Genomic DNA, 22,688 nt, shown 5'->3' with positions numbered 1-22,688 from the left:
ATCTCTCAGGAGACAGGAATGAAAGTAACGCTGCCAGAGTTTGAACGTGCAGGAGTGATGGTGGTTGGTGATGTGATGCTGGATCGTTACTGGTACGGCCCCACCAGTCGTATCTCGCCGGAAGCGCCGGTGCCCGTGGTTAAAGTGAATACCATCGAAGAACGTCCGGGCGGCGCGGCTAACGTGGCGATGAATATCGCTTCTCTCGGTGCTAATGCACGCCTGGTCGGGTTGACGGGCATTGACGATGCAGCGCGCGCGCTGAGTAAATCTCTGGCCGACGTCAACGTCAAATGCGACTTCGTTTCTGTACCGACGCATCCGACCATTACCAAATTACGGGTACTTTCCCGCAACCAACAGCTGATCCGTCTGGATTTTGAAGAAGGTTTCGAAGGTGTTGATCCGCAGCCGCTGCACGAGCGGATTAATCAGGCGCTGAGTTCGATTGGCGCGCTGGTGCTTTCTGACTACGCCAAAGGTGCGCTGGCAAGCGTACAGCAGATGATCCAACTGGCGCGTAAAGCGGGTGTTCCGGTGCTGATTGATCCAAAAGGTACCGATTTTGAGCGCTACCGCGGCGCTACGCTGTTAACGCCGAATCTCTCGGAATTTGAAGCTGTTGTCGGTAAATGTAAGACCGAAGAAGAGATTGTTGAGCGCGGCATGAAACTGATTGCCGATTACGAACTCTCGGCTCTGTTAGTGACCCGTTCCGAACAGGGTATGTCGCTGCTGCAACCGGGTAAAGCGCCGCTGCATATGCCAACTCAGGCGCAGGAAGTGTATGACGTTACCGGTGCGGGCGACACGGTGATTGGCGTCCTGGCGGCAACGCTGGCAGCGGGTAATTCGCTGGAAGAAGCCTGCTTCTTTGCCAATGCGGCGGCTGGCGTGGTGGTCGGCAAACTGGGAACCTCCACGGTTTCGCCGATCGAGCTGGAAAACGCTGTACGTGGACGCGCAGATACCGGCTTTGGCGTGATGACCGAAGAGGAACTGAAGCTGGCTGTAGCGGCAGCGCGTAAACGTGGTGAAAAAGTGGTAATGACCAACGGTGTCTTCGATATCCTACATGCCGGACACGTCTCTTATCTGGCAAATGCCCGCAAGCTGGGTGACCGCTTGATTGTTGCCGTCAACAGCGATGCCTCCACCAAACGGCTGAAAGGGGATTCCCGCCCGGTAAACCCACTCGAACAGCGTATGATTGTGCTGGGCGCACTGGAAGCGGTCGACTGGGTAGTGTCGTTTGAAGAAGACACGCCGCAGCGTCTGATCGCCGGGATCCTGCCAGACCTGCTGGTGAAAGGCGGTGACTACAAACCGGAAGAGATCGCCGGGAGTAAAGAAGTCTGGGCCAACGGCGGCGAAGTGTTGGTGCTCAACTTTGAAGACGGTTGCTCGACCACTAACATTATCAAGAAGATCCAACAGGATAAAAAAGGCTAACCGGAAAGCGGTTCACAGATCTCGCTTCGTACATGGCAGGCCTATTGACGCTGTTGTTTTTTCAACCTAGAGTAAAGGAACAAGGGTAAGGGAGGATTTCTCCCCCCTCTGATGAGTTGTTAGTAAGTCGGGAAACTTAACAGTAACAACACAACCAGTATGATGACGAGCTTCATCATAACCCTTTCCTTCTATAAGGCCCCTTCCTCGGGAGGGGCTTTCCCGTTTCAGCCCCTTGCTGTCTCCCCGATTGTTGATGAGCGCCGGACCCCGCGCAACGCTTTCCCTGAAGCAGTTTTGCCTTCCCCGAGCGGTCACGCAAAACGCTGCAACGTCCTGAGCATTTGCACCTTTTAGCGGAACGCAGATATAAAAAATCCCCGGCTTTTTGGGCCAGGGATATGTGTTAATGAAACCTTCTTGACGCTGATTTTTTTTCAACCTAAAGTAAAGGAACAAGGGTGAGGGAGGATTTCTCCCCCTCTGATTGGCTGTTAATAAGCTGCGAAACTTACGAGTAACAACACAATCAGTATGATGACGAGCTTCATCATAACCCTTTCCTTCTGTAAGGCCCCTTCCTCGGGAGGGGCTTTCCCGTTTCAGCCCTTTGCTGACTCCCCGATTGTTGATGAGCGCCGGACCTCGCGCAACGCTTTCCCTGAAGCAGTTTTGCCTTCCCCGAGCGGTCACGCAAAACGCTGCAACGTCCTGAGCATTTGCACCTTTTAGCGGAACGCAGATATAAAAAATCCCCGGCTTTTTGTGCCAGGGATGTTCATAGCTGAAAATTTATTCTACGTTTTCGGCGACGGGAGTTGTTGAGGTTAAGGGTGAAGTCAATGCAGCCAGTGAGCCGCCTGAAACGCCAATTTCATTGAGCAAGGAGTCAATCAGTGGTGCCTGTGTGCGGTAAGAGAGTGCGGCTGATAATGCTTGTTCCGCCAGGTTTCCGCCCCCCACATTACCCGTGTTTGCATCCCCCGCAGTACCACCACGATTCAGACCATCGACCTGAATAATCTTGATACCGTCAATGGACTTCATTGGTTCCACGGATTTCTCTATTACCGCAGGTAGCGCCTGCAACAAGGCCAGTTTGAATTTAAGGCTGGTTTGTTCGTCAGAAAGTACGTTGATAGCATCGTTCAGCGCACGTTGTGCTTCTGCTTCCGCCAGGCCTTTTTTACGCGTAGCTTCGGCTAACTCAACGATCGCCGCCGCCTGCATCTCTGCGGCTTCTTTTTCTGCTTTCGCCCGCACGGTCAGTTCAACCGCTTTGGTTTCTGCATCCTGTGCTGCGGCAATCAGCGCCACCTGCTTGGCACGATCGGCTTCGGCTGTCTGGCGAGTGGTTTCTACGTTTTGTTGGGCGCTTACTGCTTCTGCGAGTGCAAGGTTAGCACGCGCTTCTGCCTGGGACTGTTGTTCCGATTTGGCGGCAATAGCGATCGATTTCGTCTGGTTAGCGATTTCGGTGACCTGCTGCTGTTCGATCTCTTTAATGCGAACTTCACGTTCGGCCTCAACCTTTCTTGAGCGGACGGCCTGTTCGCGGTCGATTTCCGTTTCCTGAATCTGTCGTTCAGCCAGAATTCGCGTCTGCTCTGCTTCACGACGACGTTCAGCTTCAAAAGCCGCAATTTTCGCATTCTGCTCAGCGGTACGGGTTTTAACCTGCTGCTCCTGCTCAAGCGTCATAAACGCTTCTTGTTGTTCAATCTCCAACTTGCGCGAAAGTGCATCACGGTTTTTCTCACGCACCGCAACTTCTACATCCTGTTCAACTTCGTTACGCTCGCGGCGACGGCGCTCTGTCTCCTGAGTCAGTTTGGTTAAACCTTCGGCGTCAAAGGCATTGTTAGGATTGAAATGTTCTTTCGAGGTCTGGTTAAAGTTGGTAAGTGAAACGCTTTCCAGTTCCAGGCCGTTTTTCGACAGATCTTCAGCTACGGTATTTTGTACTCCCTGCACGAAGTTCTCGCGGGTATCCTGTAACTCATGCATGGTCATTTGCGCAGCTGTTGCACGGAGGGCATCGACAAATTTATCTTCAACCAACATACGTAAGTCTTCAGGCGACAGGGTGCGTTGCCCCAGCGTCTGGGCAGCGGTGGCAATCCCTTCTACTGAAGGTTTTACCCGCACAAAGAAAGCGACTACTACATCGACGCGCATACGATCTTTCGTAATCAGGCTATCAATGGTTGAGCGGCTGACTTCCAGCTTCAGAGTATTCATATTGATGGGGATTATTTCATGAAAGATCGGCATCACGATTGCGCCACCGCTCATTACCACTTTTTGCCCACCTAAACCAGTACGAACAAAAGCTTGCTCTGCCGAAGCGCGACGATAGAGCCTGGCGAAAATAATTCCAATAATAAACAGAATGCATACGGCAATAATCGCGGTAAACATCCAGGAGGGCACAGAATTAACAATATCATCCATTATTAAATTTCCTTTTGATTAATAAATTACAATATTTGGGGCCAGGGATTGTTTTCCGCCAAATATCGCGTTGCAGAAAGTCGGCAAATAATTAACACTTTGTCTCCTTTAGTGAAAATTTTTCCTTCTTCAGGCTCCAGTAGTAAATAATGTATTTGGCCAAATTGATCGGTGAGTTTTCCTTCGCAGGGATTACCTGAAGTGGCTTGATGACCGGTAATTAATGCCATGCTACCAATATATTCTTCTTCTGTAATAGCTGAACTATGGTCGCGTGGAATCCAGGGGGCAACTATTTTACCGGTATAATGCACCGCAATAATCGTAAACAGTAAACTGACAGGAACCACGAACAGGTTCGACAGTGGTGATTGCCAGACCATGATGCAGGCATGCTGCAACAGGATGCCAATAAGACCAAAAAAACCAGCCAGCAAGCAGAGAACGACGAGAGCTGGCAATCTTCCGATATTGAGATAATGAAGTGCCTGGCTAATATGACCTGTGGTTATGGAATCATAATGGTCAAGATGTGCATCAAGAGCACCGGAGAGCATGTGACCGCAGATAAGCGCTAAAATTTCTAAAAGGCCGATCAACAGTACAAAGGAAATAGCGAAAAGATAAGGGGTGTTATAGTCGGCGAATAAAATCATATGTCACTCCAATGTCCATTTAGTGACGCAATATTTACTTTGGGATAGTTTCCTTGCTTACATTTGTCTTTGTTAATAATAACACATGTTAGAGAAGTTCTGGAAGAGAAAGTCTTTTAATATGGTTTTTTATTTTTCACTAAAAAGTGTGATCGGGGACAATATATTTACGCACGTTATGTTTAAAGGCACTACACTGATTGGGGAATACTGAAATCAGAAAAAGCATATGGCCTTAAAAGGTATGCGATAACCGGAGGATGTGCTTATGGATCATAGTCTTAATTCTTTAAATAATTTCGATTTCCTGGCGCGTAGTTTTGCCAGAATGCACGCAGAAGGTCGCCCGGTCGATATTCTGGCCGTTACTGGTAACATGGATGAAGAACATAGAACCTGGTTTTGCGCACGTTATGCCTGGTATTGCCAACAGATGATGCAAACCAGAGAACTTGAATTAGAACACTGATATTACGGGCCGTCTGGCCCGTTTTTGTGTTGCTTTATTCTGCTTTATCAATAGGCGGGATAGCCGGAGGAGATTGAAGATCTGCTACCGAATTATTGCGCGCTTCCAGTTCACTGATGCGCTGCTCCAGTAACGCCAGTTTTTCACGAGTCCGCAACAGGACTTGCGTCTGAACGTCGAATTCTTCGCGGCTTACCAGATCGAGACGCGTCAGCTGCGCTTGTAGGGTTTGGCGGATTTTTTTCTCCACATCTTCCCCGAACTCCCTGATTCCTTTAGGCATTGATTCGTGAACCTGGCGAGCGATTTGCTCAATTTTTTTCGGGTCAATCATTGTAGTTTCCCTGTACTGATAGGTGTTGAGTGCCATTGTAGTGCGATAAGGGTAAGTCATAAACCAGAATTATGTGAAGCTATGCGTTGCTGCCGCTAATCATTAGCGTTATAGTGAATCCGCTTATTCTCAGGGCGGGGCGAAATTCCCCACCGGCGGTAAATCAACTCAGTTGAAAGCCCGCGAGCGCTTTGGGTGCGAACTCAAAGGACAGCAGATCCGGTGTAATTCCGGGGCCGACGGTTAGAGTCCGGATGGGAGAGAGTAACGATTCTGTCGGGCATGGACCCGCTCACGTTATTTTGGCTATATGCCGCCACTCCTAAGACTGCCCTGATTCTGGTAACCATAATTTTAGTGAGGTTTTTTTTACCATGAATCAGACGCTACTTTCCTCTTTTGGTACGCCTTTCGAACGTGTTGAAAATGCACTGGCTGCGCTGCGTGAAGGACGCGGTGTAATGGTGCTTGATGATGAAGACCGTGAAAACGAAGGTGATATGATCTTCCCGGCAGAAACCATGACTGTTGAGCAGATGGCGCTGACCATTCGCCACGGTAGCGGTATTGTTTGCCTGTGCATTACTGAAGATCGCCGTAAACAACTCGATCTGCCAATGATGGTAGAAAATAACACCAGCGCCTATGGCACCGGTTTTACCGTGACCATTGAAGCGGCTGAAGGTGTGACTACCGGTGTTTCTGCCGCTGACCGTATTACGACCGTTCGCGCAGCGATTGCCGATGGCGCAAAACCTTCTGATCTGAATCGCCCGGGCCACGTTTTCCCACTTCGCGCGCAGGCAGGTGGAGTACTGACGCGTGGCGGTCATACTGAAGCGACTATTGATCTGATGACGCTGGCAGGCTTTAAACCGGCTGGTGTGCTGTGTGAGCTGACTAATGACGATGGCACGATGGCGCGTGCACCAGAGTGTATTGAGTTTGCCAATAAACACAATATGGCGCTCGTGACTATTGAAGACCTGGTGGCATACCGTCAGGCACATGAGCGTAAAGCCAGCTGAAAACCGCTGCTTAAATTACTGCCTTAATCAAGAAACCGAAGTTGTAGCAGGCTTCGGTTTTTATTTTTCCCTGCTATGCAAGATGTTAATTCCGCTTCTCTTTCTATGAGAAAATTTCATTAATATCAGGCATTCTTTTTCATTATGATCAAAATCATATAATTGTTCCGTTATTATGCGACCATATGAATATATCCGAAAAAGGATATGTGAAATTTATGCGCTAAATGTTTAGTATTGTTAAATATTAAGGGTAAAAGGATGTTTATCGCCTGGTACTGGATTGTATTGATTGCTCTGGTTGTGGTGGGTTATTTCCTGCATTTGAAACGTTATTGTCGGGCGTTTCGCCAGGACAGAGACGCACTGCTTGAAGCGCGGAACAAATACTTAAACAGTACGAGAGAAGAGACAGCCGAAAAGGTAGAATAAGGCTTTAGTGAAGCTAGCAGAAGTTGTCCCTGCGCTGGACAACTTCTGATGTTGCTTTTAACCAATTCCCGCCGTTTGTAGCAGCACCAAACTGAATCCCATCACTGACATTCCACATAGTACGCCATAGCTGGGGTTATTATTAGGGTCAATCTCTTTGGCGAGCGGCATTAATTCATCAACCGAGAGCGCCACCATAATTCCTGCGACCGCCGCCATGATTGCTGCCATGACCACCGGGGAAATCATGCTACCGAGGATTAACCACGCCAGCACACCACCAAGAATTTCTGCCAGTCCAGAAATCCCCGCCCACAGAATCGCCGTGCGTTTAGAACCCGTTGCTGCATAAACCGGGCCTGCAACCGCCAGACCTTCAGGAATATTGTGCAACGCGACGGCCAGTGCGATGCCAAATCCCAGCTCCAGGTTGCTGCTCGCCGTGACAAAGGTGGCAATCCCTTCCGGGAAGTTATGCAGACTGATGCCGAGAGTGAGCAGAATGGCTGTGCGCTTGATCGATTTTGGCAACGGCTGCACCGATTTTTGCATTAAATCCTGCGGATGCGCATGTGGCAACATGCGGTCCAGGCCAAAATAGCCAAGCAGACCGAAGATAAACATTCCATAACCCAACACAGGCGACATTCCTTCAGCTGCTAGTGCGGCAGGAAGCATTTCCATTAATGAGATGAGCAACATGATCCCCGCCGCAAATCCTAGCGAAAACGCCAGTAAGCGGTTCGAGGGTTTTTGCCCGAGAACGCCGAGAAACGCGCCAATAAACGTGGCTGCCCCCGCCAGTATGGTCAGAATGAGAGGTACTGACATCGACAACTCCTTATAAATCTTCACCTTCAGGCAGATCGTCAAAATAACTGATGATCATCATCATTGTTATCCGGGTTCTTACTCCGCCGAACAAGCGTATTGTGAGGATATCAAAATGACACCTTTAGTTAAGGATATCATCATGTCTTCAACACGTATGCCAGCATTGTTTTTAGGTCACGGTAGTCCGATGAACGTGCTGGAAGATAATTTGTATACCCGCAGCTGGCAGAAGTTGGGGATGACATTGCCACGCCCGCAAGCGATTGTGGTGGTTTCGGCTCACTGGTTTACCCGTGGAACAGGAGTGACCGCGATGGAGACGCCGCCCACGATTCATGACTTTGGTGGCTTCCCGCAGGCGCTGTACGATACGCATTATCCTGCTCCGGGTTCGCCTGCGCTGGCACAGCGTCTGGTTGAGCTGTTAGCGCCGGTCCCGGTGACGCTGGATAAAGAAGCCTGGGGCTTTGACCACGGTTCCTGGGGCGTGCTGATTAAGATGTATCCTGACGCCGATATCCCGATGGTGCAGTTGAGTATCGACAGTAGCAAACCTGCCGCCTGGCATTTCGAAATGGGGCGCAAACTCGCGGCGCTGCGAGATGAAGGAATAATGTTGGTCGCCAGCGGTAACGTGGTGCATAACCTGCGCACAGTGAAGTGGCACGGTGATAGTTCACCGTATCCGTGGGCGACGTCGTTTAATGAGTATGTGAAAGCGAATCTGACGTGGCAAGGGCCGGTAGAGCAGCATCCTCTGGTGAATTATCTCGACCATGAAGGTGGCGCGTTATCGAACCCAACGCCAGAGCACTATCTGCCGTTGCTGTATGTCTTAGGTGCGTGGGATGGGCAGGAGCCAATTACCATTCCGGTCGATGGGATAGAAATGGGCAGTTTAAGTATGCTGTCGGTGCAGATAGGTTAACAATTACCGGATGGCGAATGCCATCCGGCATCATTGATTACTCAACAAAAATATGTGGATAAAACCGAGACATATCCTGGGTGATCAATGCACGGTCTTCACGAATGCCAATTCCGGCGGGTTGATCGTTCACCAGCCAGCTACCAATCAGCATATAGCTGTCGCCGAATTTCGGTAACGGGTGGAATTGCTGAACAATCATCCCTTCTTCGCCATACGGACCTTCCGCTGCTTCAATGGTTTTGCCGTTCTCAATGATCGACACGTTTGCGCCTTCACGGGAGAAGATCGGTTTAACCACATATTTTTCCATTTGCGGATGATCATCTTCCGCAAAATAAGCGGGCAGCAGGTTCGGATGATTCGGGAACATCTCCCACAGTAGCGGTAGAAGTGCCTTGTTGGAGATAATGCTCTTCCACGCCGGTTCCAGCCAGCGTACGCCTGCATCCTCCAGCTTGGTGGAAAACATCTCACGCAACATAAATTCCCACGGATACAGCTTGAACAGGTTGGAAATTACCTGATCCTGTAAATCCGTGAACTGACCTTTTTCACCTAACCCGATATCGTCAATGTAGAGGAACTCGGTAGCGATTTCAGCTTCCGTCGCGCAGTCCTGCAAATACTGAATGGTTCCGCGATCTTCCACCGTGTCGCGACAGCAGGTGAGATGCAGCAACTGGAAGCCATACTGTTCACGCAGCTCAACGAAGCGATCGATCAGTTTTTCTTGCAGACTGTTAAACTGGTCGCTGCCCTCCGGCAAGTTACCGGCGTTAAGCTGATCTTCCAGCCAGATCCACTGAAAGAACGCCGCCTCGTATAGTGACGTTGGCGTATCGGCGTTATTTTCCAGCAGTTTAGGTTCGCCAGTGCCATCCCACGCCAGATCAAGACGCGAATAAAGCGATGGCTGGTGCGTCAGCCATGACTGGCGCACAAAACTCCAGGTGTGTTTTGGTATGCGGAATTTGGTCATCAGCTCATCGCTGGCGATCACTTTTTCCACCACTTTCAGGCACATCTGGTGCAGTTCGGCGGTGACTTCTTCCAGCTTTTCAACCTGGGCGAGGGTCAACTTGTAGTAAGCATCTTCACACCAGTACGGCTCGCCGTACATGGTGTGAAAATTGAAACCGTATTCGTGGGCTTTCTCACGCCAGTCCGGGCGCTCGGTAATACTGACTCTTTCCATCGGTATCAGCCACCCATTGAACGAGAAGAGGTACCGGTTGCGCTACGCTGCATAGTGCTTTGTTTGGCAACAGATTCACCAAAACCGCCACGGGTAACGGTAGTGGTGGTCGCCGGTTTTGGTGCCATTGCCGTCTTCGGTACGGTCATGGTGCGGCCTGGCTGGGCTGCGCCATAGTTTTTACCCGTCGCGTCGGTATATTTACCGTAAGCCGGACTGGCTGGGTTTTTCGAGGAGAACAGCGGCTGCTGTGCAAATCCCGCACCGCCGCCCATCAGACGACCCATCATGTAACCGGCCATCAGCGGCATCCAGAAACTCCCGCTGGATTGCTGAGCCTGCGCCTGGTTTTCTGGTGCCATGCCAGCCTGGGCTGGTGCTTGCTGGCACTGACCTTCACCAAATTCAGCAACACAGTCTTCACGGGTGGCGTATTTCGGCGCAGTACGTTCGGCTTCTTTCAGCGCATTGTTGTACGCGGTGGTACATTCGGCGCTTTTGCCTGGGTTTGCAGCTGAACAGTCGTCAGCATTTTGATAGAGAGACACTGTTTCATCACTCTTTTCACAGCCAGCCAGCATAAAAACAGTGGCAACCGCGAGAGCGACTGGTGTCAGATGGCGTGCGCTCCAGTTTTTGCGGAACGATGCGTGGCGTATGGATTTTGTCCGTTTCATTTTTGTCTTCCGGGACCTGTGGTAAATACCCATCAGAATAGAGGATGGCTGGTCGAAATTGAAGCGAGAAGGGGGAAGAATGCGGCAGATAACCCGTATCTTTACGTTGCCTTACGTTCAGACGGGGCCGAAGCCCCGTCGTCGTCATCAGTTACGGAAAGGGTTATGACCGTTACTGGTGGTAGTGCGTGCGGATGTTTGCTGAACGACGGGTGCCGGGCTATCAGGCGCATAACCATCAGCAATAGCATTCTGTTCCGGCGTTTGCGGGGCAACGTTTTCCGGATTAGTGGAAACCGGTTTGCTCAGCGCATTGTTCAGTGCCAGCAGATCCTGCTCGTTCAACGTACCCAGGGCTGACTTAATATTCAGCTGATTAATCAGGTAGTTATAACGCGCATTCGCCAGCTCTTGCTTGGCGTTGTACAGCGTGGTGGTCGCATCCAACACATCAACAATGGTACGCGTACCGACCGAGTAGCCCGCTTCCATCGCGTCTAATGAGCTTTGAGCGGAAACTACGGCTTGTTTGTAGGCGTTAATGCTACTGATAGAAGCATTAATGTTGTTGAAGGAGGAACGTACGGTTTGCACGACGCTACGATGCGCGCTTTCCAGTTGCTCGCTGGCACCAACAAAGTTGTACTGGGCCTGTTTCACCTGCGAGTTAACCATTCCGCCCTGATAAATCGGCAGCGAGAAGCTCAGGCCAACTTTGTTCTGGCCCATATTGCTATCGTCATACTGGGTACCAGCGGCACCACGGGTTTTCGAACCGCTATAAGAGGTGTCAGAAATCCCGGTAGAAGCCGTTAAATCCAGAGTCGGTAAGTGACCATCCTGCGCCTGGCGAATTTGCTCGCGCGCCAGGTCCTGGCTCAAGCGTGCCTGTAACAGCGACAGGTTGCGTTTTTCGGCTTCTTTCAGCAGCGCGTTAACCGGCTGTGGTTTGTCGGTTTTAAAGTTTTCGACATTCAGCGCCGCCAGTTCCGGATAGTAGTTACCGGTGATCTGGCGCAGCTGCTCTACCGCGTTATCAAGGTTATTACGTGCGGTCACTTCGTTCGCCAGCACGGTATCGTACTGCGCGCGGGCGTTCTGCACGTCGGTGATCGCTACCAGGCCCACGTTAAAACGTTGGGTGGTTTGATCTAATTGACGGTAGATCGCTTCTTTTTGTGCCTGTGTATAGGAAAGAACGTCAATAGCATTCAACACGTTGAAATAAGCGGTCGCGGTGTTGAGGATCAAGGTTTGCTGATCGGTCTGATATGTGACGTCCTGAATCCCTGCTGCTTTTTCCTGCAGCGTTAACGCACGCCATTTCGACATATCAAAAATGGATTGAGTTAACTGCAGGGACGCACTGGTCGCGTTAGAGTTGATGCCGTTCGCGTCGCGGTAGCCGTTGCTATAGGTGTAATCTGCACCTAAACCTAGCTGTGGCAGTAATGGACTGCGCGCTTCATTAATTTTTTCAAAGGCAGCATCACGATCGGCGGCAGACTTACGCAATTCCGGGTTACTAAGGCGTGCTTGCTGATAAACTTGCATCAGGTTCTCGGCCTGGCTCAACGAACTGAACCCAGAAAGGCTCAGGCCGATAAGAATGGGGAGCAATTTCTTCATTTGCATTCCTTGTGGTGAAGCAGTATTTAGCGCGATCAAACTGTAAAATTATTGCGGATTCTAGCAGAAGCCGCTACCGCAAAAGGTTGGCGTTACGTGCCATAGGGCGTTAATGTGCCTCAATTTAACACATGACTGCTCAAACGGCAGTCAAACGTCGCTGAAATTCACATTTAATTCACTATTAGTGCCAGGACATTAACAATGCTTAAGCCAGACAACCTGCCCGTTACATTTGGCAAAAACGATGTAGAAATTATTGCACGAGAAACACTTTATCGCGGCTTTTTTTCATTAGATCTTTATAGATTTCGTCATCGTCTATTCAACGGGCAAATGAGTCATGAGGTACGGCGGGAAATTTTTGAGCGCGGTCACGCCGCAGTCTTGCTACCCTTTGACCCAGTGCGTGATGAAGTTGTGCTGATTGAGCAGATTCGAATTGCCGCATACGACACTAGCGAAACCCCTTGGCTACTGGAGATGGTTGCCGGAATGATTGAAGAGGGTGAAAGTGTGGAAGATGTTGCCCGTCGCGAAGCGATTGAAGAGGCGGGGCTGATAGTCAAACGGACCAAACCGGTGTTAAGTTTCCTGGCAAGCCCGGGGGGCACCAGTGAGCGTTCGTCAATTATGGTGGGCGAAGTGGACGCCACGACCGCAAGCGGTATTCACGGTCTGGCTGATGAAAACGAAGATATTCGCGTTCATGTGGTAAGCCGGGAACAGGCATACCAGTGGGTAGAAGAGGGGAAAATCGACAACGCAGCGTCGGTCATCGCTTTGCAATGGCTGCAGCTGCATCATCAAGCGTTAAAAAATGAGTGGGCATAAATGAAGCGTTACACACCTGACTTTCCTGAAATGATGCGCCTGTGCGAGATGAACTTTTCACAATTGCGCCGTTTGTTACCGCGCAATGACGCACCCGGCGAAACTGTAAGCTATCAGGTGGCAAACGCACAATATCGGCTGACGATTGTGGAATCGACCCGATACACTACCCTGGTGACAATAGAACAGACTGCGCCCGCGATCAGTTACTGGAGCCTTCCGTCAATGACGGTGCGTCTGTATCATGACGCGATGGTGGCTGAAGTGTGTTCAAGCCAGCAGATTTTTCGCTTCAAAGCGCGGTATGATTATCCTAATAAAAAGTTGCATCAACGCGACGAAAAGCATCAAATTAATCAGTTTTTAGCGGACTGGTTGCGATACTGTTTAGCACATGGAGCGATGGCGATTCCGGTTTATTAGCGTCGTGAAACCTAAGGACACCATTTGGAAAGCCTGTTAACCCTTCCTCTGGCTGGTGAGGCCAGAGTCAGGATTTTACAAATTACCGATACTCACCTGTTTGCACAAAAGCACGAAGCCCTGTTAGGGGTAAACACCTGGGAAAGCTACCAGGCGGTGCTGGAGGCGATTCGTCCACACCAGCACGAATTCGACCTGATTGTCGCGACAGGTGATTTAGCGCAGGATCAATCCTCTGCGGCCTATCAGCATTTCGCTGAAGGCATCGCAAGTTTTCGTGCGCCCTGCGTCTGGCTGCCGGGCAACCACGATTTCCAGCCCGCGATGTACAGCGCGTTACAGGATGCGGGTATCTCCCCGGCGAAGCGGGTATTTATTGGTGAGCAATGGCAAATCCTGTTGCTGGATAGCCAGGTGTTTGGCGTGCCGCACGGTGAGCTAAGCGAGTTTCAGCTTGAGTGGCTGGAACGTAAATTGGCTGATGCGCCAGAGCGCCATACGTTGCTGCTGCTGCATCATCATCCGCTACCTGCGGGTTGTAGTTGGCTTGATCAACACAGCCTGCGTAACGCGGGCGAACTGGATACCGTGCTGGCGAAGTTTCCGCACGTCAAATACTTGCTGTGCGGTCATATTCATCAGGAGCTGGATCTCGACTGGAACGGTCGCCGCCTGCTGGCAACGCCGTCGACCTGTGTGCAGTTTAAGCCGCACTGTTCCAACTTTACGCTGGATACTATCGCGCCCGGCTGGCGTACTCTCGAGTTACATGCTGATGGCACGCTGACCACCGAGGTGCATCGCCTGGCGGACACACGTTTCCAACCTGATACCGCTTCAGAAGGCTACTGATGTCTACGCTTCTTTATTTACACGGTTTCAACAGCTCGCCGCGCTCTGCAAAAGCGAGCTTGTTAAAAAACTGGCTGGCGGAACATCACCCTGACGTTGAGATGATCATTCCGCAGTTGCCGCCGTATCCTTCCGACGCGGCAGAGCTGCTGGAATCCATTGTCCTGGAACATGGCGGCGATTCGCTGGGTATTGTCGGTTCGTCACTGGGGGGATATTACGCCACCTGGTTGTCACAATGTTTTATGCTGCCCGCAGTGGTGGTAAACCCGGCGGTGCGCCCGTTTGAACTGCTGACGGACTATCTCGGTCAGAACGAGAACCCCTACACCGGGCAGCAATATGTGCTAGAGTCACGCCATATTTACGATCTCAAAGTCATGCAGATTGACCCGCTGGAAGCGCCGGATTTGATCTGGCTGCTGCAACAGACGGGAGATGAAGTGCTGGATTACCGCCAGGCGGTGGCGTACTACGCTTCCTGCCGCCAGACTGTCATAGAAGGCGGCAACCACGCATTCACGGGCTTCGAAGATTATTTCAACCCGATCGTCGATTTTCTTGGTCTGCACCATCTCTGACGATCAACTCGAATTGCTAACTTAAACCATGACGCAAACTTATAACGCTGATGCCATTGAGGTACTCACCGGGCTTGAGCCGGTTCGCCGCCGTCCGGGGATGTATACCGATACCACTCGCCCTAACCATTTGGGGCAAGAAGTCATTGATAACAGTGTGGATGAAGCACTGGCGGGTCACGCAAAACGCGTGGACGTTATTTTACATGCTGACCAGTCGTTAGAAGTTATTGACGATGGGCGCGGGATGCCGGTGGATATTCACCCGGAAGAGGGTGTACCGGCGGTTGAACTGATTCTTTGCCGTCTGCATGCAGGCGGTAAATTCTCTAACAAAAATTACCAGTTCTCTGGCGGCCTGCATGGCGTGGGGATTTCGGTGGTTAACGCCCTGTCGAAGCGCGTAGAAGTTAACGTGCGCCGCGATGGTCAGGTTTATAACATCGCCTTTGAAAATGGCGAAAAGGTGCAGGATTTACAGGTTGTCGGCACTTGCGGTAAACGCAATACTGGTACCAGCGTGCACTTCTGGCCGGATGAAACCTTCTTTGACAGCCCGCGTTTTTCCGTTTCACGCCTGACGCATGTGCTGAAGGCCAAAGCAGTACTGTGCCCTGGCGTTGAGATTACCTTTAAAGATGAGATCAACAACACCGAACAGCGCTGGTGCTATCAGGACGGTCTGAATGATTACCTGGCGGAAGCGGTAAACGGTTTACCGACGCTGCCAGAAAAACCGTTTATCGGTAATTTCGCTGGTGATACTGAAGCTGTGGACTGGGCGCTACTGTGGCTGCCGGAAGGCGGTGAACTGCTGACCGAAAGCTACGTCAACCTTATCCCAACGATGCAGGGCGGTACCCATGTTAACGGTCTGCGTCAGGGCCTGTTGGACGCGATGCGTGAGTTCTGTGAATACCGCAACATTCTGCCGCGCGGTGTAAAGTTGTCGGCGGAAGATATCTGGGATCGCTGCGCCTATGTGCTGTCGGTGAAAATGCAGGATCCGCAGTTTGCCGGGCAGACCAAAGAGCGTCTCTCTTCGCGTCAGTGCGCGGCATTCGTTTCTGGCGTGGTGAAAGATGCCTTTATCCTGTGGCTGAACCAGAACGTTCAGGCGGCGGAGTTGCTGGCAGAGATGGCGATTTCCAGCGCTCAGCGTCGTATGCGTGCGGCTAAAAAAGTGGTGCGTAAAAAGCTGACCAGCGGCCCGGCGCTGCCTGGCAAACTGGCTGATTGTACCGCGCAGGACCTTAACCGTACCGAACTGTTCCTCGTGGAAGGTGACTCCGCAGGCGGATCTGCCAAGCAGGCGCGCGATCGCGAATATCAGGCGATCATGCCACTGAAAGGTAAGATCCTTAACACCTGGGAAGTCTCTTCCGACGAAGTGCTGGCTTCGCAGGAAGTGCACGATATTTCGGTAGCGATCGGTATCGATCCTGACAGCGACGATTTGAGCCAGCTTCGTTACGGCAAGATCTGTATCCTGGCGGATGCTGACTCCGATGGTCTGCACATTGCCACGCTGCTCTGCGCTTTGTTTGTAAAACACTTCCGCGCGTTGGTGAAACACGGTCACGTTTACGTCGCACTGCCACCGCTCTACCGTATTGATCTCGGGAAAGAGGTTTATTACGCGCTGACGGAAGAAGAGAAAGAGGGCGTACTTGAGCAATTAAAACGCAAGAAAGGCAAGCCGAACGTCCAGCGTTTTAAAGGTCTGGGGGAAATGAACCCGATGCAATTGCGTGAAACCACGCTTGATCCGAACACTCGCCGTCTGGTGCAGTTGACTATCGATGATGAAGACGATCAGCGTACTGACGCGATGATGGATATGCTGCTGGCGAAGAAACGCTCGGAAGATCGCCGCAACTGGTTGCAAGAGAAAGGCGACATGGCGGAGATTGAGGTTTAATTGAGGTTTAAAGGAAAGAACATTGCCCGGTCAGGATGGCCGGGCAAACAAGGCAGGTTTAAATCCCTGGCTGCAGAATACGAATATTCATCTCCAGCACGTCACCTTTTACGGCTTCGCTATACGCCTTCATGTGCGGGGTTTGCAGATGCGCTTCAAGATGCGCGATGCTTTCCCACTGCTCAATCATCACGATAGAATCCGGTGCCATAGACTGGAAACTCACGCCAGCAGCGCAATCCACCATTGGCGCATAGCCGTGGCAACCTTCTTCTTTCAGTACGGTTGGAACGATTTTAGCAAACTGATCCAATACCGCCTGACGGTGATGTTGACCAGGACGAGTACGGATTTCTGCGATTACGGTAAGCATGGTTAACTCCTTCTAAAGCCTGAGCTCTAGTTAACCAAAAATTTCCACAAGATGCTTGCGATATTCTTCAGTATAGCGGGGAACATTAGGCATTTTTATCACGTCATTAGCGATAAATGTCGGCAGCGGTTCCATACCGAGGAATTGGTTTGCTTTATGGAACGGCAGATACACACCGTCAACGCCAACGCCGTGGAAGAACTGATCTTTTTCGGTGAAGGCTTCCATTGGCGCGTTCCAGGTCAGAGAAAGCATATATTTTTTGCCCTGTACCAGGCCGCCGGAACCGTATTTTTTCGACGGATCTTTGCGGGTACGACCATCGCTGGCATACAGAGTCCCGTGACCTTCGGTGAATACATCATCAATGTATTTTTTCACTGTCCACGGTGCGCCCATCCACCAGCCTGGCATCTGCCAGATCACCACATCAGCCCAGAGAAAGTTTTGTACTTCCGCTTTGACATCGTAGTCGCTGTCGGCGCGAACGATGCGAACATCATGCCCGAGGTCGCGCAGTGTGCCATCCGCGACTTCGGTCAGGGTGTCGTTCAGTTGACCATTGGAGTGGGCGAATTTTTTCGCGCCGTTGATAATCAGGATGTTGCTCATTTTTTAACCTCAAGGTGAGACGTTTGCCGACTATAGTACGTCACAGAGCGGTACGGTGAAATTAGCAAAATGTGCAAAGTCTTTTGCGAATTTAGCAAAAGTCTTACCCTTACCAGCTTACTTTCGCCTCAAATCCACCTTGTTCCGCATTCCCAAACTCAACATTCATGCCATGCAGCTTGGCGATTCGCTGGACAATCGATAGCCCAAGTCCACTGCCGGTAGCGGTTTGTCCGGGTGGGCGATAGAAGCGTTCGCCAATTCGCGCCAGTGCCTCTGGTGTCACACCGGGGCCGTTATCCCTCACGATGAAATTATCGGCATTCAGCGTGACGTCCACCACGCTGCCCTGTGGACTGTAACGCACGGCGTTATCCAGCAAATTTCGCACCAACAAACTTAGCAATAGCGGTTGTCCGGTGCGTTTGATGCCCTGGACATTGAGTGTCAGTCGCACGTCAATTTTCGCCTGCTGCGCCGTGTGGTAAATATCCATCACCGACGATTGCAGGAGATCTTCAAGCGGGATCTCCGCGACGTCCTGAAGGTTATCCAGTGAGTCCAGCCGCGATAGCGTGAGCAGTTGATCAACCAGACGAGTAGCGCGATCGATCCCGGAATGTAATTGGAGCAGTGCTTTTTTCCGCGCCTGCGGATCATCGTCAGAGAGCTGCGCAACTTCGGTTTGCACTTTCAGCGCCGTTAACGGGCTACGAAGTTCGTGAGCTGCGTCAGAGGTAAAGCGTCGTTCACGAACCATCATCGCATGTGTGCGGGCGAACAGTTGATTCAACGACTCAACCAGTGGACGCACTTCGCTGGGTACGCCAGTCGCGTTTAGTGGTTTTTCCGAGTCAGGGTCACGCATACGTAGTGCCAGCGCCAGTTTGTTCAGCGGCGCGAGTTCACGACCCAGTAGTACCATCATGATGATTAACATAATCGGCAGTGCGACCAACCACGGGATCAATTGCCCGGCAACAATCGCCAGCGCCATGTCTTCACGGTATTCCCATTCCTGACCAACAACAATGCGATATTTGCCATCAGGTGAGGTCATCCAGACAAAACGCCATTGATCTTTATCGCCCACCAGTTGCCCGTCAGCAAAACCTTCCCGTTGATAGCTATAGGGAATATCTTCTCCGTTATCGCCATCGTTAAGGACCATTCTGCCGTCGTGGGTAAAGATGGCAAAGGTCAGCGCATCGTCATCAACATGACCGTGTTTTAATTTATTTGGCGTCTGTGCCATGCGATCCGCCGCGTTGATTTCGTTGAGATCGAGCGTACTTAACCGCTTGGCAAACAGCATCAGTTGGGTGTCGAACAATTCATCGACGTTATCCGTTGTTTGTTTCCAGGCGACAAAGCTGGAAAGCAGCCAGGTCACCGAGGCCAGAATTAAAAAGATTAGCGTCAGCCTGACACGCAGACTAAGACGTTGGGTAAATTTCATTTCTCACCTAATGTGTAGCCAATACCATGCACGGTACGAATAAAATCACTACCGAGTTTGCGTCGCAGATGATGCACATGCACTTCAACGGCATTACTGGTGACCTCTTCGTCCCAGGTATACAGTTTCTCTTCAATCAGTTTGCGCGGCAGTACCCGACCAGCGTTACGCATCAGTAATTCCAGCAGGGCAAATTCTTTTGGTTTCAGTGTTAAGGGTTCGCCAGCCAGCGTGGCGATACGTTTGCCGGGGTCGAGCATGACGTTACCGTGGCGCAGCTCGTTGCTGGCCTGGCCGTTGGTTCGGCGCATCAGAGCTTCCAGCCTGGCGGCGACTTCTATCAACGCAAAAGGTTTACACAGATAATCGTCAGCTCCCAGACGCAGCCCTTCTACACGTTCCTCCAGCGCATCGCGCGCGGTCAGGATCAGTACCGGCTCACGCTGACCTTTTTCTCGCCATTCGCGCAAAATATCGCGACCATCCATGCCTGGTAAGGTTAAATCCAGGATCACCGCATCATAAGGTGCGCTATAAAGCGCCTCTTTTCCCTGACAACCTTGTGTAAACCAGTCGACGCTAAAACCCATTTTACTAAGGCCCGTTTTGATGCCGTCGCCAATCAGCATGTCATCTTCTATCAGTAAAATTCGCATTTTTTCATCCCTGCGATAACCGTATTTGCTGCCAGTAAACCGTGTTGTAACGCGCTCTGTACAGCACTAAATTTTATTTTTTTCCCTTAAGAAGTTGTTAAGGACTATCTTGTTAAATGCTCGGAAACAGACATTAAAGGGAGTAATAAACATGAAAAAATTCGCAGCAGTAATCGCAGTAATGGCCCTGTGCAGCGCACCGGTGATGGCAGCAGAGCAGGGCGGTTTTTCTGGCCCATCGGCAACGCAAAGTCAGGCCGGAGGATTCCAGGGGCCGAACGGCAGCGTAACGACTGTAGAAAGCGCAAAATCCCTGCGTGACGACACCTGGGTAACCCTGCGCGGCAATATCGTTGAACGCATCTCTGACGATCTCTACGTGTTCAAAGATGCCAGCGGTACTATCAATGTTGATATCGATCACAAACGCTGGAACGGCGTGACGGTGACGCCGAAAGATACGGTTGAGATTCAGGGTGAAGTCGATAAAGACTGGAATTCTGTTGAAATTGACGTCAAACAGATCCGCAAAGTAAATCCGTAATTGTTACCGCTCCCGGGACGCGTTCCCGGGAATAATTTCGCAGGGAGGCAAAATGACAAACCTGACACTGGATGTAAACATTATCGATTTCCCATCAATCCCTGTGGCGATGTTGCCGCACCGCTGTAGCCCTGAGTTGCTCAACTACAGTGTGGCGAAATTTATCATGTGGCGTAAAGAGACGGGGCTTTCTCCTGTTAACCAAAGCCAGACTTTTGGCGTCGCCTGGGACGACCCTGCCACCACCGCACCGGAAGCGTTTCGCTTTGATATCTGCGGCAGCGTTAGCGAACCGATTCCCGATAATCGTTATGGTGTGAGCAATGGTGAACTTACCGGTGGACGTTATGCCGTGGCCCGCCACGTTGGCGAGCTGGACGATATTTCACACACGATATGGGGCATTATTCGCCACTGGCTGCCTGCAAGCGGCGAGAAAATGCGTAAAGCACCGATTCTGTTTCACTACACCAATCTTGCCGAAGGGGTGACAGAGCAGCGACTGGAAACGGATGTTTATGTGCCGTTAGCGTGATGGGGAATCTTTACCGGAGTGTGAGCCAAATCACTCGCGATAAGTTTGAGCGAACAATGCCACAGGCGTATTGTTGTTGGGCTTATAATTTCTCCGGTAAGGAATACCATGTATACGCGAAATTTATTATGGCTGGTCAGCCTGGTAAGTGCGGCTCCTCTCTACGCTGCTGACGTTCCCGCCAACACACAGCTCGCCCCGCAACAAGTCTTTCGTTACAACAATCATAGCGACCCAGGTACGCTCGACCCGCAAAAGGTGGAGGAGAATACTGCTGCGCAGATTGTGCTGGATCTGTTTGAAGGTCTGGTATGGATGGACGGTGAAGGCCAGGTGCAGCCCGCTCAGGCTGAACGCTGGGAGATAATGGACGGCGGCAGGCGCTATATTTTCCATCTGCGTAGCGGTTTGCAGTGGTCCGACGGTCAGCCTCTGACGGCAGAGGATTTTGTCCTCGGCTGGCAGCGCGCGGTTGACCCGAAAACGGCAAGCCCTTTTGCTGGCTATCTGGCACAGGCGCACATTAACAATGCCGCGGCTATTGTTGCGGGTAAAGCAGATGTTACATCGCTGGGTGTCAAAGCGACGGATGATCGTACTCTTGAAGTTACGCTTGAGCAGCCGGTTCCTTGGTTCACGACGATGCTCGCCTGGCCGACGCTGTTCCCGGTTCCTCATCATGTCATCGCTAAACATGGCGATAGCTGGAGTAAGCCAGAGAACATGGTTTACAACGGTGCCTTTGTGCTTGATCAGTGGGTAGTTAACGAAAAGATTACTGCACGCAAAAATCCAAAGTACCGCGATGCGCAACATACAGTATTGCAACAGGTTGAGTATCTGGCGCTGGATAATTCGGTCACCGGCTATAACCGCTATCGCGCGGGAGAGGTCGATCTCACCTGGGTTCCGGCGCAGCAAATTCCCGCCATTGAAAAATCACTGCCTGGCGAGCTACGAATTATTCCGCGTCTGAACAGCGAATATTACAACTTCAACCTTGAGAAACCGCCATTTAACGATGTGCGAGTGCGTCGGGCGCTATATCTTACGGTTGATCGACAGCTTATTGCGCAAAAGGTACTGGGGTTGAGGACGCCCGCAACCACGCTGACGCCGCCAGAGGTAAAAGGCTTTAGCGTGACGACGTTCGATGAACTGCAAAAGCCAATGAGTGAGCGCGTCGCGATGGCAAAAGCCTTGCTGAAGCAGGCGGGATACGACGCCTCTCATCCGCTACGCTTTGAGCTGTTCTACAACAAGTACGATCTGCATGAAAAGACCGCGATAGCGTTGTCTTCCGAATGGAAAAAATGGCTGGGTGCACAGGTGACGCTGCGCACAATGGAGTGGAAAACCTATCTTGATGCCCGACGAGCCGGTGATTTCATGCTGTCTCGGCAGTCGTGGGATGCGACGTACAATAATGCTTCCAGCTTCCTGAACACGCTCAAAAGCGATAGTGAAGAAAACGTCGGTCACTGGAAAAATGCGCAGTATGACGCCTTACTAAACCAGGCCACGCAGATCACTGATGCGACAAAGCGTAATGCGTTGTATCAGCAGGCAGAAGTGATCATCAACCAACAGGCACCGCTGATTCCTATCTACTATCAGCCGTTAATCAAACTGCTTAAACCCTACGTTGGCGGTTTTCCGCTACATAATCCCCAGGATTATGTCTACAGCAAAGAGTTGTATATCAAGGCACATTGATGCCTTTATCGCCGTCGGAGCACGTCCGGCGGCGCTATTCACGCTGATCTCCTGTGACTCGACGCGGCAGATAATGTAGTATCTCCGGCAA

Annotated in this window: 26 protein-coding genes and 1 riboswitch; of the genes, 13 read left to right on the top strand and 13 right to left on the bottom strand. The window is 51.2% G+C overall.

Going from position 1 to position 22,688, the window contains the following annotated elements; translation table 11 throughout:
- The first annotated feature begins 18 nt into the window (after positions 1–18).
- Positions 19–1,452: a bifunctional D-glycero-beta-D-manno-heptose-7-phosphate kinase/D-glycero-beta-D-manno-heptose 1-phosphate adenylyltransferase HldE gene (gene hldE / locus HUZ68_RS19270; protein ID WP_000869178.1), complete on the top strand. Its 1,434-nt coding sequence runs from the start codon at positions 19–21 to the stop codon at positions 1,450–1,452.
- A 119-nt stretch (positions 1,453–1,571) separates the two neighbouring features.
- Here hldE and ibsE read toward each other — a convergent pair whose 3' ends face one another.
- The 4 genes from ibsE to HUZ68_RS19250 form a co-directional block, all read right to left on the bottom strand.
- A complete protein-coding gene (gene ibsE, locus HUZ68_RS19265; RefSeq protein ID WP_010723221.1) occupies positions 1,572–1,631 on the bottom strand; it encodes a type I toxin-antitoxin system toxin IbsE in 60 nt (19 codons plus the stop codon).
- 315 nt (positions 1,632–1,946) lie between these two features.
- The gene (locus HUZ68_RS19260; protein ID WP_001387081.1) at positions 1,947–2,006 is read right to left on the bottom strand and encodes a type I toxin-antitoxin system Ibs family toxin; all 60 of its coding nucleotides are present in this window, start codon (positions 2,004–2,006) and stop codon (positions 1,947–1,949) included.
- Between the two features lie 238 nt (positions 2,007–2,244).
- Positions 2,245–3,906, bottom strand: a complete 1,662-nt coding sequence (locus HUZ68_RS19255) for a flotillin family protein (RefSeq protein ID WP_000341034.1) — start codon at positions 3,904–3,906, stop codon at positions 2,245–2,247.
- A gap of 26 nt (positions 3,907–3,932) precedes the next feature.
- A complete protein-coding gene (locus tag HUZ68_RS19250; protein ID WP_000599950.1) occupies positions 3,933–4,562 on the bottom strand; it encodes an OB-fold-containig protein in 630 nt (209 codons plus the stop codon).
- Between the two features lie 268 nt (positions 4,563–4,830).
- On the opposite strand from HUZ68_RS19250, the gene glgS reads away from it, so the two are divergent.
- Positions 4,831–5,031: a cell surface composition regulator GlgS gene (gene glgS / locus HUZ68_RS19245; protein ID WP_001296424.1), complete on the top strand. Its 201-nt coding sequence runs from the start codon at positions 4,831–4,833 to the stop codon at positions 5,029–5,031.
- 34 nt (positions 5,032–5,065) lie between these two features.
- Here glgS and ubiK read toward each other — a convergent pair whose 3' ends face one another.
- Complete coding sequence (gene ubiK / locus HUZ68_RS19240; protein ID WP_001298379.1) at positions 5,066–5,365, bottom strand: ubiquinone biosynthesis accessory factor UbiK; 300 nt, start codon at positions 5,363–5,365, stop codon at positions 5,066–5,068.
- A 121-nt stretch (positions 5,366–5,486) separates the two neighbouring features.
- A riboswitch (FMN riboswitch) is annotated at positions 5,487–5,635 on the top strand.
- Positions 5,636–5,739: 104 nt separating this feature from the next.
- On the opposite strand from ubiK, the gene ribB reads away from it, so the two are divergent.
- On the top strand, positions 5,740–6,393 hold the full coding sequence (gene ribB / locus HUZ68_RS19235; RefSeq protein ID WP_001076997.1) for a 3,4-dihydroxy-2-butanone-4-phosphate synthase: 654 nt from the start codon (positions 5,740–5,742) through the stop codon (positions 6,391–6,393).
- A gap of 261 nt (positions 6,394–6,654) precedes the next feature.
- Positions 6,655–6,825 carry a protein YqiD gene (gene yqiD / locus HUZ68_RS19230; protein ID WP_000469266.1) on the top strand — a complete coding sequence of 57 codons (171 nt, stop codon included), beginning with the start codon at positions 6,655–6,657 and terminating at the stop codon, positions 6,823–6,825.
- Between the two features lie 57 nt (positions 6,826–6,882).
- On the opposite strand, the gene zupT is transcribed toward yqiD, so the two are convergent.
- Positions 6,883–7,656 carry a zinc transporter ZupT gene (gene zupT, locus HUZ68_RS19225; RefSeq protein WP_001295627.1) on the bottom strand — a complete coding sequence of 258 codons (774 nt, stop codon included), beginning with the start codon at positions 7,654–7,656 and terminating at the stop codon, positions 6,883–6,885.
- Between the two features lie 142 nt (positions 7,657–7,798).
- Here zupT and ygiD point away from each other — a divergent pair, with 142 nt between their 5' ends.
- Positions 7,799–8,587 (top strand): 4,5-DOPA-extradiol-dioxygenase, encoded by a 789-nt coding sequence (ygiD, locus tag HUZ68_RS19220; RefSeq protein WP_024180349.1) that lies wholly within the window; start codon positions 7,799–7,801, stop codon positions 8,585–8,587.
- A 37-nt stretch (positions 8,588–8,624) separates the two neighbouring features.
- Here ygiD and HUZ68_RS19215 read toward each other — a convergent pair whose 3' ends face one another.
- From HUZ68_RS19215 to tolC, 3 genes are all read right to left on the bottom strand, one after another.
- On the bottom strand, positions 8,625–9,785 hold the full coding sequence (locus HUZ68_RS19215) for a glutathionylspermidine synthase family protein (protein WP_000442860.1): 1,161 nt from the start codon (positions 9,783–9,785) through the stop codon (positions 8,625–8,627).
- Between the two features lie 5 nt (positions 9,786–9,790).
- The gene (locus HUZ68_RS19210; RefSeq protein WP_000831543.1) at positions 9,791–10,462 is read right to left on the bottom strand and encodes a DUF1190 family protein; all 672 of its coding nucleotides are present in this window, start codon (positions 10,460–10,462) and stop codon (positions 9,791–9,793) included.
- Positions 10,463–10,609: 147 nt separating this feature from the next.
- Complete coding sequence (gene tolC / locus HUZ68_RS19205) at positions 10,610–12,091, bottom strand: outer membrane channel protein TolC (protein WP_000735278.1); 1,482 nt, start codon at positions 12,089–12,091, stop codon at positions 10,610–10,612.
- A gap of 204 nt (positions 12,092–12,295) precedes the next feature.
- Here tolC and nudF point away from each other — a divergent pair, with 204 nt between their 5' ends.
- The 5 genes from nudF to parE are packed head-to-tail and all read left to right on the top strand — an operon-like array spanning position 12,296 to position 16,702.
- Complete coding sequence (nudF, locus tag HUZ68_RS19200; RefSeq protein WP_000917117.1) at positions 12,296–12,925, top strand: ADP-ribose diphosphatase; 630 nt, start codon at positions 12,296–12,298, stop codon at positions 12,923–12,925.
- On the top strand, positions 12,926–13,348 hold the full coding sequence (locus tag HUZ68_RS19195; protein WP_000833393.1) for a DUF1249 family protein: 423 nt from the start codon (positions 12,926–12,928) through the stop codon (positions 13,346–13,348).
- A 24-nt stretch (positions 13,349–13,372) separates the two neighbouring features.
- Entirely contained in the window at positions 13,373–14,200 is an 828-nt protein-coding gene (cpdA, locus tag HUZ68_RS19190; protein ID WP_000444747.1) for a 3',5'-cyclic-AMP phosphodiesterase, read from the top strand.
- Entirely contained in the window at positions 14,200–14,781 is a 582-nt protein-coding gene (gene yqiA, locus HUZ68_RS19185; protein ID WP_000105733.1) for an esterase YqiA, read from the top strand. The genes cpdA and yqiA overlap by 1 nt, the downstream gene beginning before the upstream one ends.
- 28 nt (positions 14,782–14,809) lie before the next feature.
- Positions 14,810–16,702, top strand: a complete 1,893-nt coding sequence (gene parE / locus HUZ68_RS19180; protein WP_000195296.1) for a DNA topoisomerase IV subunit B — start codon at positions 14,810–14,812, stop codon at positions 16,700–16,702.
- A gap of 58 nt (positions 16,703–16,760) precedes the next feature.
- Here parE and HUZ68_RS19175 read toward each other — a convergent pair whose 3' ends face one another.
- From HUZ68_RS19175 to qseB, 4 genes are all read right to left on the bottom strand, one after another.
- A complete protein-coding gene (locus HUZ68_RS19175) occupies positions 16,761–17,075 on the bottom strand; it encodes a putative quinol monooxygenase (RefSeq protein WP_000958598.1) in 315 nt (104 codons plus the stop codon).
- Positions 17,076–17,105: 30 nt separating this feature from the next.
- Positions 17,106–17,687 (bottom strand): NADPH:quinone oxidoreductase MdaB, encoded by a 582-nt coding sequence (mdaB, locus tag HUZ68_RS19170; protein ID WP_167776453.1) that lies wholly within the window; start codon positions 17,685–17,687, stop codon positions 17,106–17,108.
- Positions 17,688–17,796: 109 nt separating this feature from the next.
- Entirely contained in the window at positions 17,797–19,146 is a 1,350-nt protein-coding gene (gene qseC, locus HUZ68_RS19165; RefSeq protein ID WP_000673348.1) for a quorum sensing histidine kinase QseC, read from the bottom strand.
- A complete protein-coding gene (gene qseB, locus HUZ68_RS19160) occupies positions 19,143–19,802 on the bottom strand; it encodes a quorum sensing response regulator transcription factor QseB (protein ID WP_001221486.1) in 660 nt (219 codons plus the stop codon). Before qseB ends, qseC begins: the two co-directional genes overlap by 4 nt.
- 151 nt (positions 19,803–19,953) lie before the next feature.
- Here qseB and ygiW point away from each other — a divergent pair, with 151 nt between their 5' ends.
- The 3 genes from ygiW (at position 19,954) to HUZ68_RS19145 (ending at position 22,597) form a co-directional block, all read left to right on the top strand.
- Positions 19,954–20,346, top strand: a complete 393-nt coding sequence (ygiW, locus tag HUZ68_RS19155; protein ID WP_000712658.1) for an OB fold stress tolerance protein YgiW — start codon at positions 19,954–19,956, stop codon at positions 20,344–20,346.
- A gap of 52 nt (positions 20,347–20,398) precedes the next feature.
- Complete coding sequence (locus HUZ68_RS19150) at positions 20,399–20,881, top strand: AraC family transcriptional regulator (protein ID WP_000183494.1); 483 nt, start codon at positions 20,399–20,401, stop codon at positions 20,879–20,881.
- Between the two features lie 108 nt (positions 20,882–20,989).
- Positions 20,990–22,597, top strand: coding sequence for an ABC transporter substrate-binding protein (locus HUZ68_RS19145; RefSeq protein ID WP_033815013.1), 1,608 nt, complete (start codon positions 20,990–20,992; stop codon positions 22,595–22,597).
- Positions 22,598–22,688 lie beyond the last annotated feature (91 nt).

This window comes from Shigella dysenteriae (assembly GCF_022354085.1).
In the GTDB taxonomy this organism is placed as follows: domain Bacteria; phylum Pseudomonadota; class Gammaproteobacteria; order Enterobacterales; family Enterobacteriaceae; genus Escherichia; species Escherichia coli.
Note: the sequence above shows the minus strand (reverse complement) of the source record. Positions and strands in the feature narration are given on the sequence as shown.

Excerpts from the sequence above, each read along its gene's own strand:
- hldE (WP_000869178.1), top strand. The coding sequence starts at position 19 with ATGAAAGTAACGCTGCCAGAGTTTGAACGTGCAGGAGTGATGGTGGTT.
- HUZ68_RS19255 (WP_000341034.1), bottom strand. The coding sequence starts at position 3,906 with ATGGATGATATTGTTAATTCTGTGCCCTCCTGGATGTTTACCGCGATT.
- HUZ68_RS19250 (WP_000599950.1), bottom strand. The coding sequence starts at position 4,562 with ATGATTTTATTCGCCGACTATAACACCCCTTATCTTTTCGCTATTTCC.
- glgS (WP_001296424.1), top strand. The coding sequence starts at position 4,831 with ATGGATCATAGTCTTAATTCTTTAAATAATTTCGATTTCCTGGCGCGT.
- ubiK (WP_001298379.1), bottom strand. The coding sequence starts at position 5,365 with ATGATTGACCCGAAAAAAATTGAGCAAATCGCTCGCCAGGTTCACGAA.
- ribB (WP_001076997.1), top strand. The coding sequence starts at position 5,740 with ATGAATCAGACGCTACTTTCCTCTTTTGGTACGCCTTTCGAACGTGTT.
- yqiD (WP_000469266.1), top strand. The coding sequence starts at position 6,655 with ATGTTTATCGCCTGGTACTGGATTGTATTGATTGCTCTGGTTGTGGTG.
- zupT (WP_001295627.1), bottom strand. The coding sequence starts at position 7,656 with ATGTCAGTACCTCTCATTCTGACCATACTGGCGGGGGCAGCCACGTTT.
- ygiD (WP_024180349.1), top strand. The coding sequence starts at position 7,799 with ATGTCTTCAACACGTATGCCAGCATTGTTTTTAGGTCACGGTAGTCCG.
- HUZ68_RS19215 (WP_000442860.1), bottom strand. The coding sequence starts at position 9,785 with ATGGAAAGAGTCAGTATTACCGAGCGCCCGGACTGGCGTGAGAAAGCC.
- HUZ68_RS19210 (WP_000831543.1), bottom strand. The coding sequence starts at position 10,462 with ATGAAACGGACAAAATCCATACGCCACGCATCGTTCCGCAAAAACTGG.
- tolC (WP_000735278.1), bottom strand. The coding sequence starts at position 12,091 with ATGAAGAAATTGCTCCCCATTCTTATCGGCCTGAGCCTTTCTGGGTTC.
- nudF (WP_000917117.1), top strand. The coding sequence starts at position 12,296 with ATGCTTAAGCCAGACAACCTGCCCGTTACATTTGGCAAAAACGATGTA.
- HUZ68_RS19195 (WP_000833393.1), top strand. The coding sequence starts at position 12,926 with ATGAAGCGTTACACACCTGACTTTCCTGAAATGATGCGCCTGTGCGAG.
- yqiA (WP_000105733.1), top strand. The coding sequence starts at position 14,200 with ATGTCTACGCTTCTTTATTTACACGGTTTCAACAGCTCGCCGCGCTCT.
- parE (WP_000195296.1), top strand. The coding sequence starts at position 14,810 with ATGACGCAAACTTATAACGCTGATGCCATTGAGGTACTCACCGGGCTT.
- HUZ68_RS19175 (WP_000958598.1), bottom strand. The coding sequence starts at position 17,075 with ATGCTTACCGTAATCGCAGAAATCCGTACTCGTCCTGGTCAACATCAC.
- mdaB (WP_167776453.1), bottom strand. The coding sequence starts at position 17,687 with ATGAGCAACATCCTGATTATCAACGGCGCGAAAAAATTCGCCCACTCC.
- qseC (WP_000673348.1), bottom strand. The coding sequence starts at position 19,146 with ATGAAATTTACCCAACGTCTTAGTCTGCGTGTCAGGCTGACGCTAATC.
- qseB (WP_001221486.1), bottom strand. The coding sequence starts at position 19,802 with ATGCGAATTTTACTGATAGAAGATGACATGCTGATTGGCGACGGCATC.
- ygiW (WP_000712658.1), top strand. The coding sequence starts at position 19,954 with ATGAAAAAATTCGCAGCAGTAATCGCAGTAATGGCCCTGTGCAGCGCA.
- HUZ68_RS19150 (WP_000183494.1), top strand. The coding sequence starts at position 20,399 with ATGACAAACCTGACACTGGATGTAAACATTATCGATTTCCCATCAATC.
- HUZ68_RS19145 (WP_033815013.1), top strand. The coding sequence starts at position 20,990 with ATGTATACGCGAAATTTATTATGGCTGGTCAGCCTGGTAAGTGCGGCT.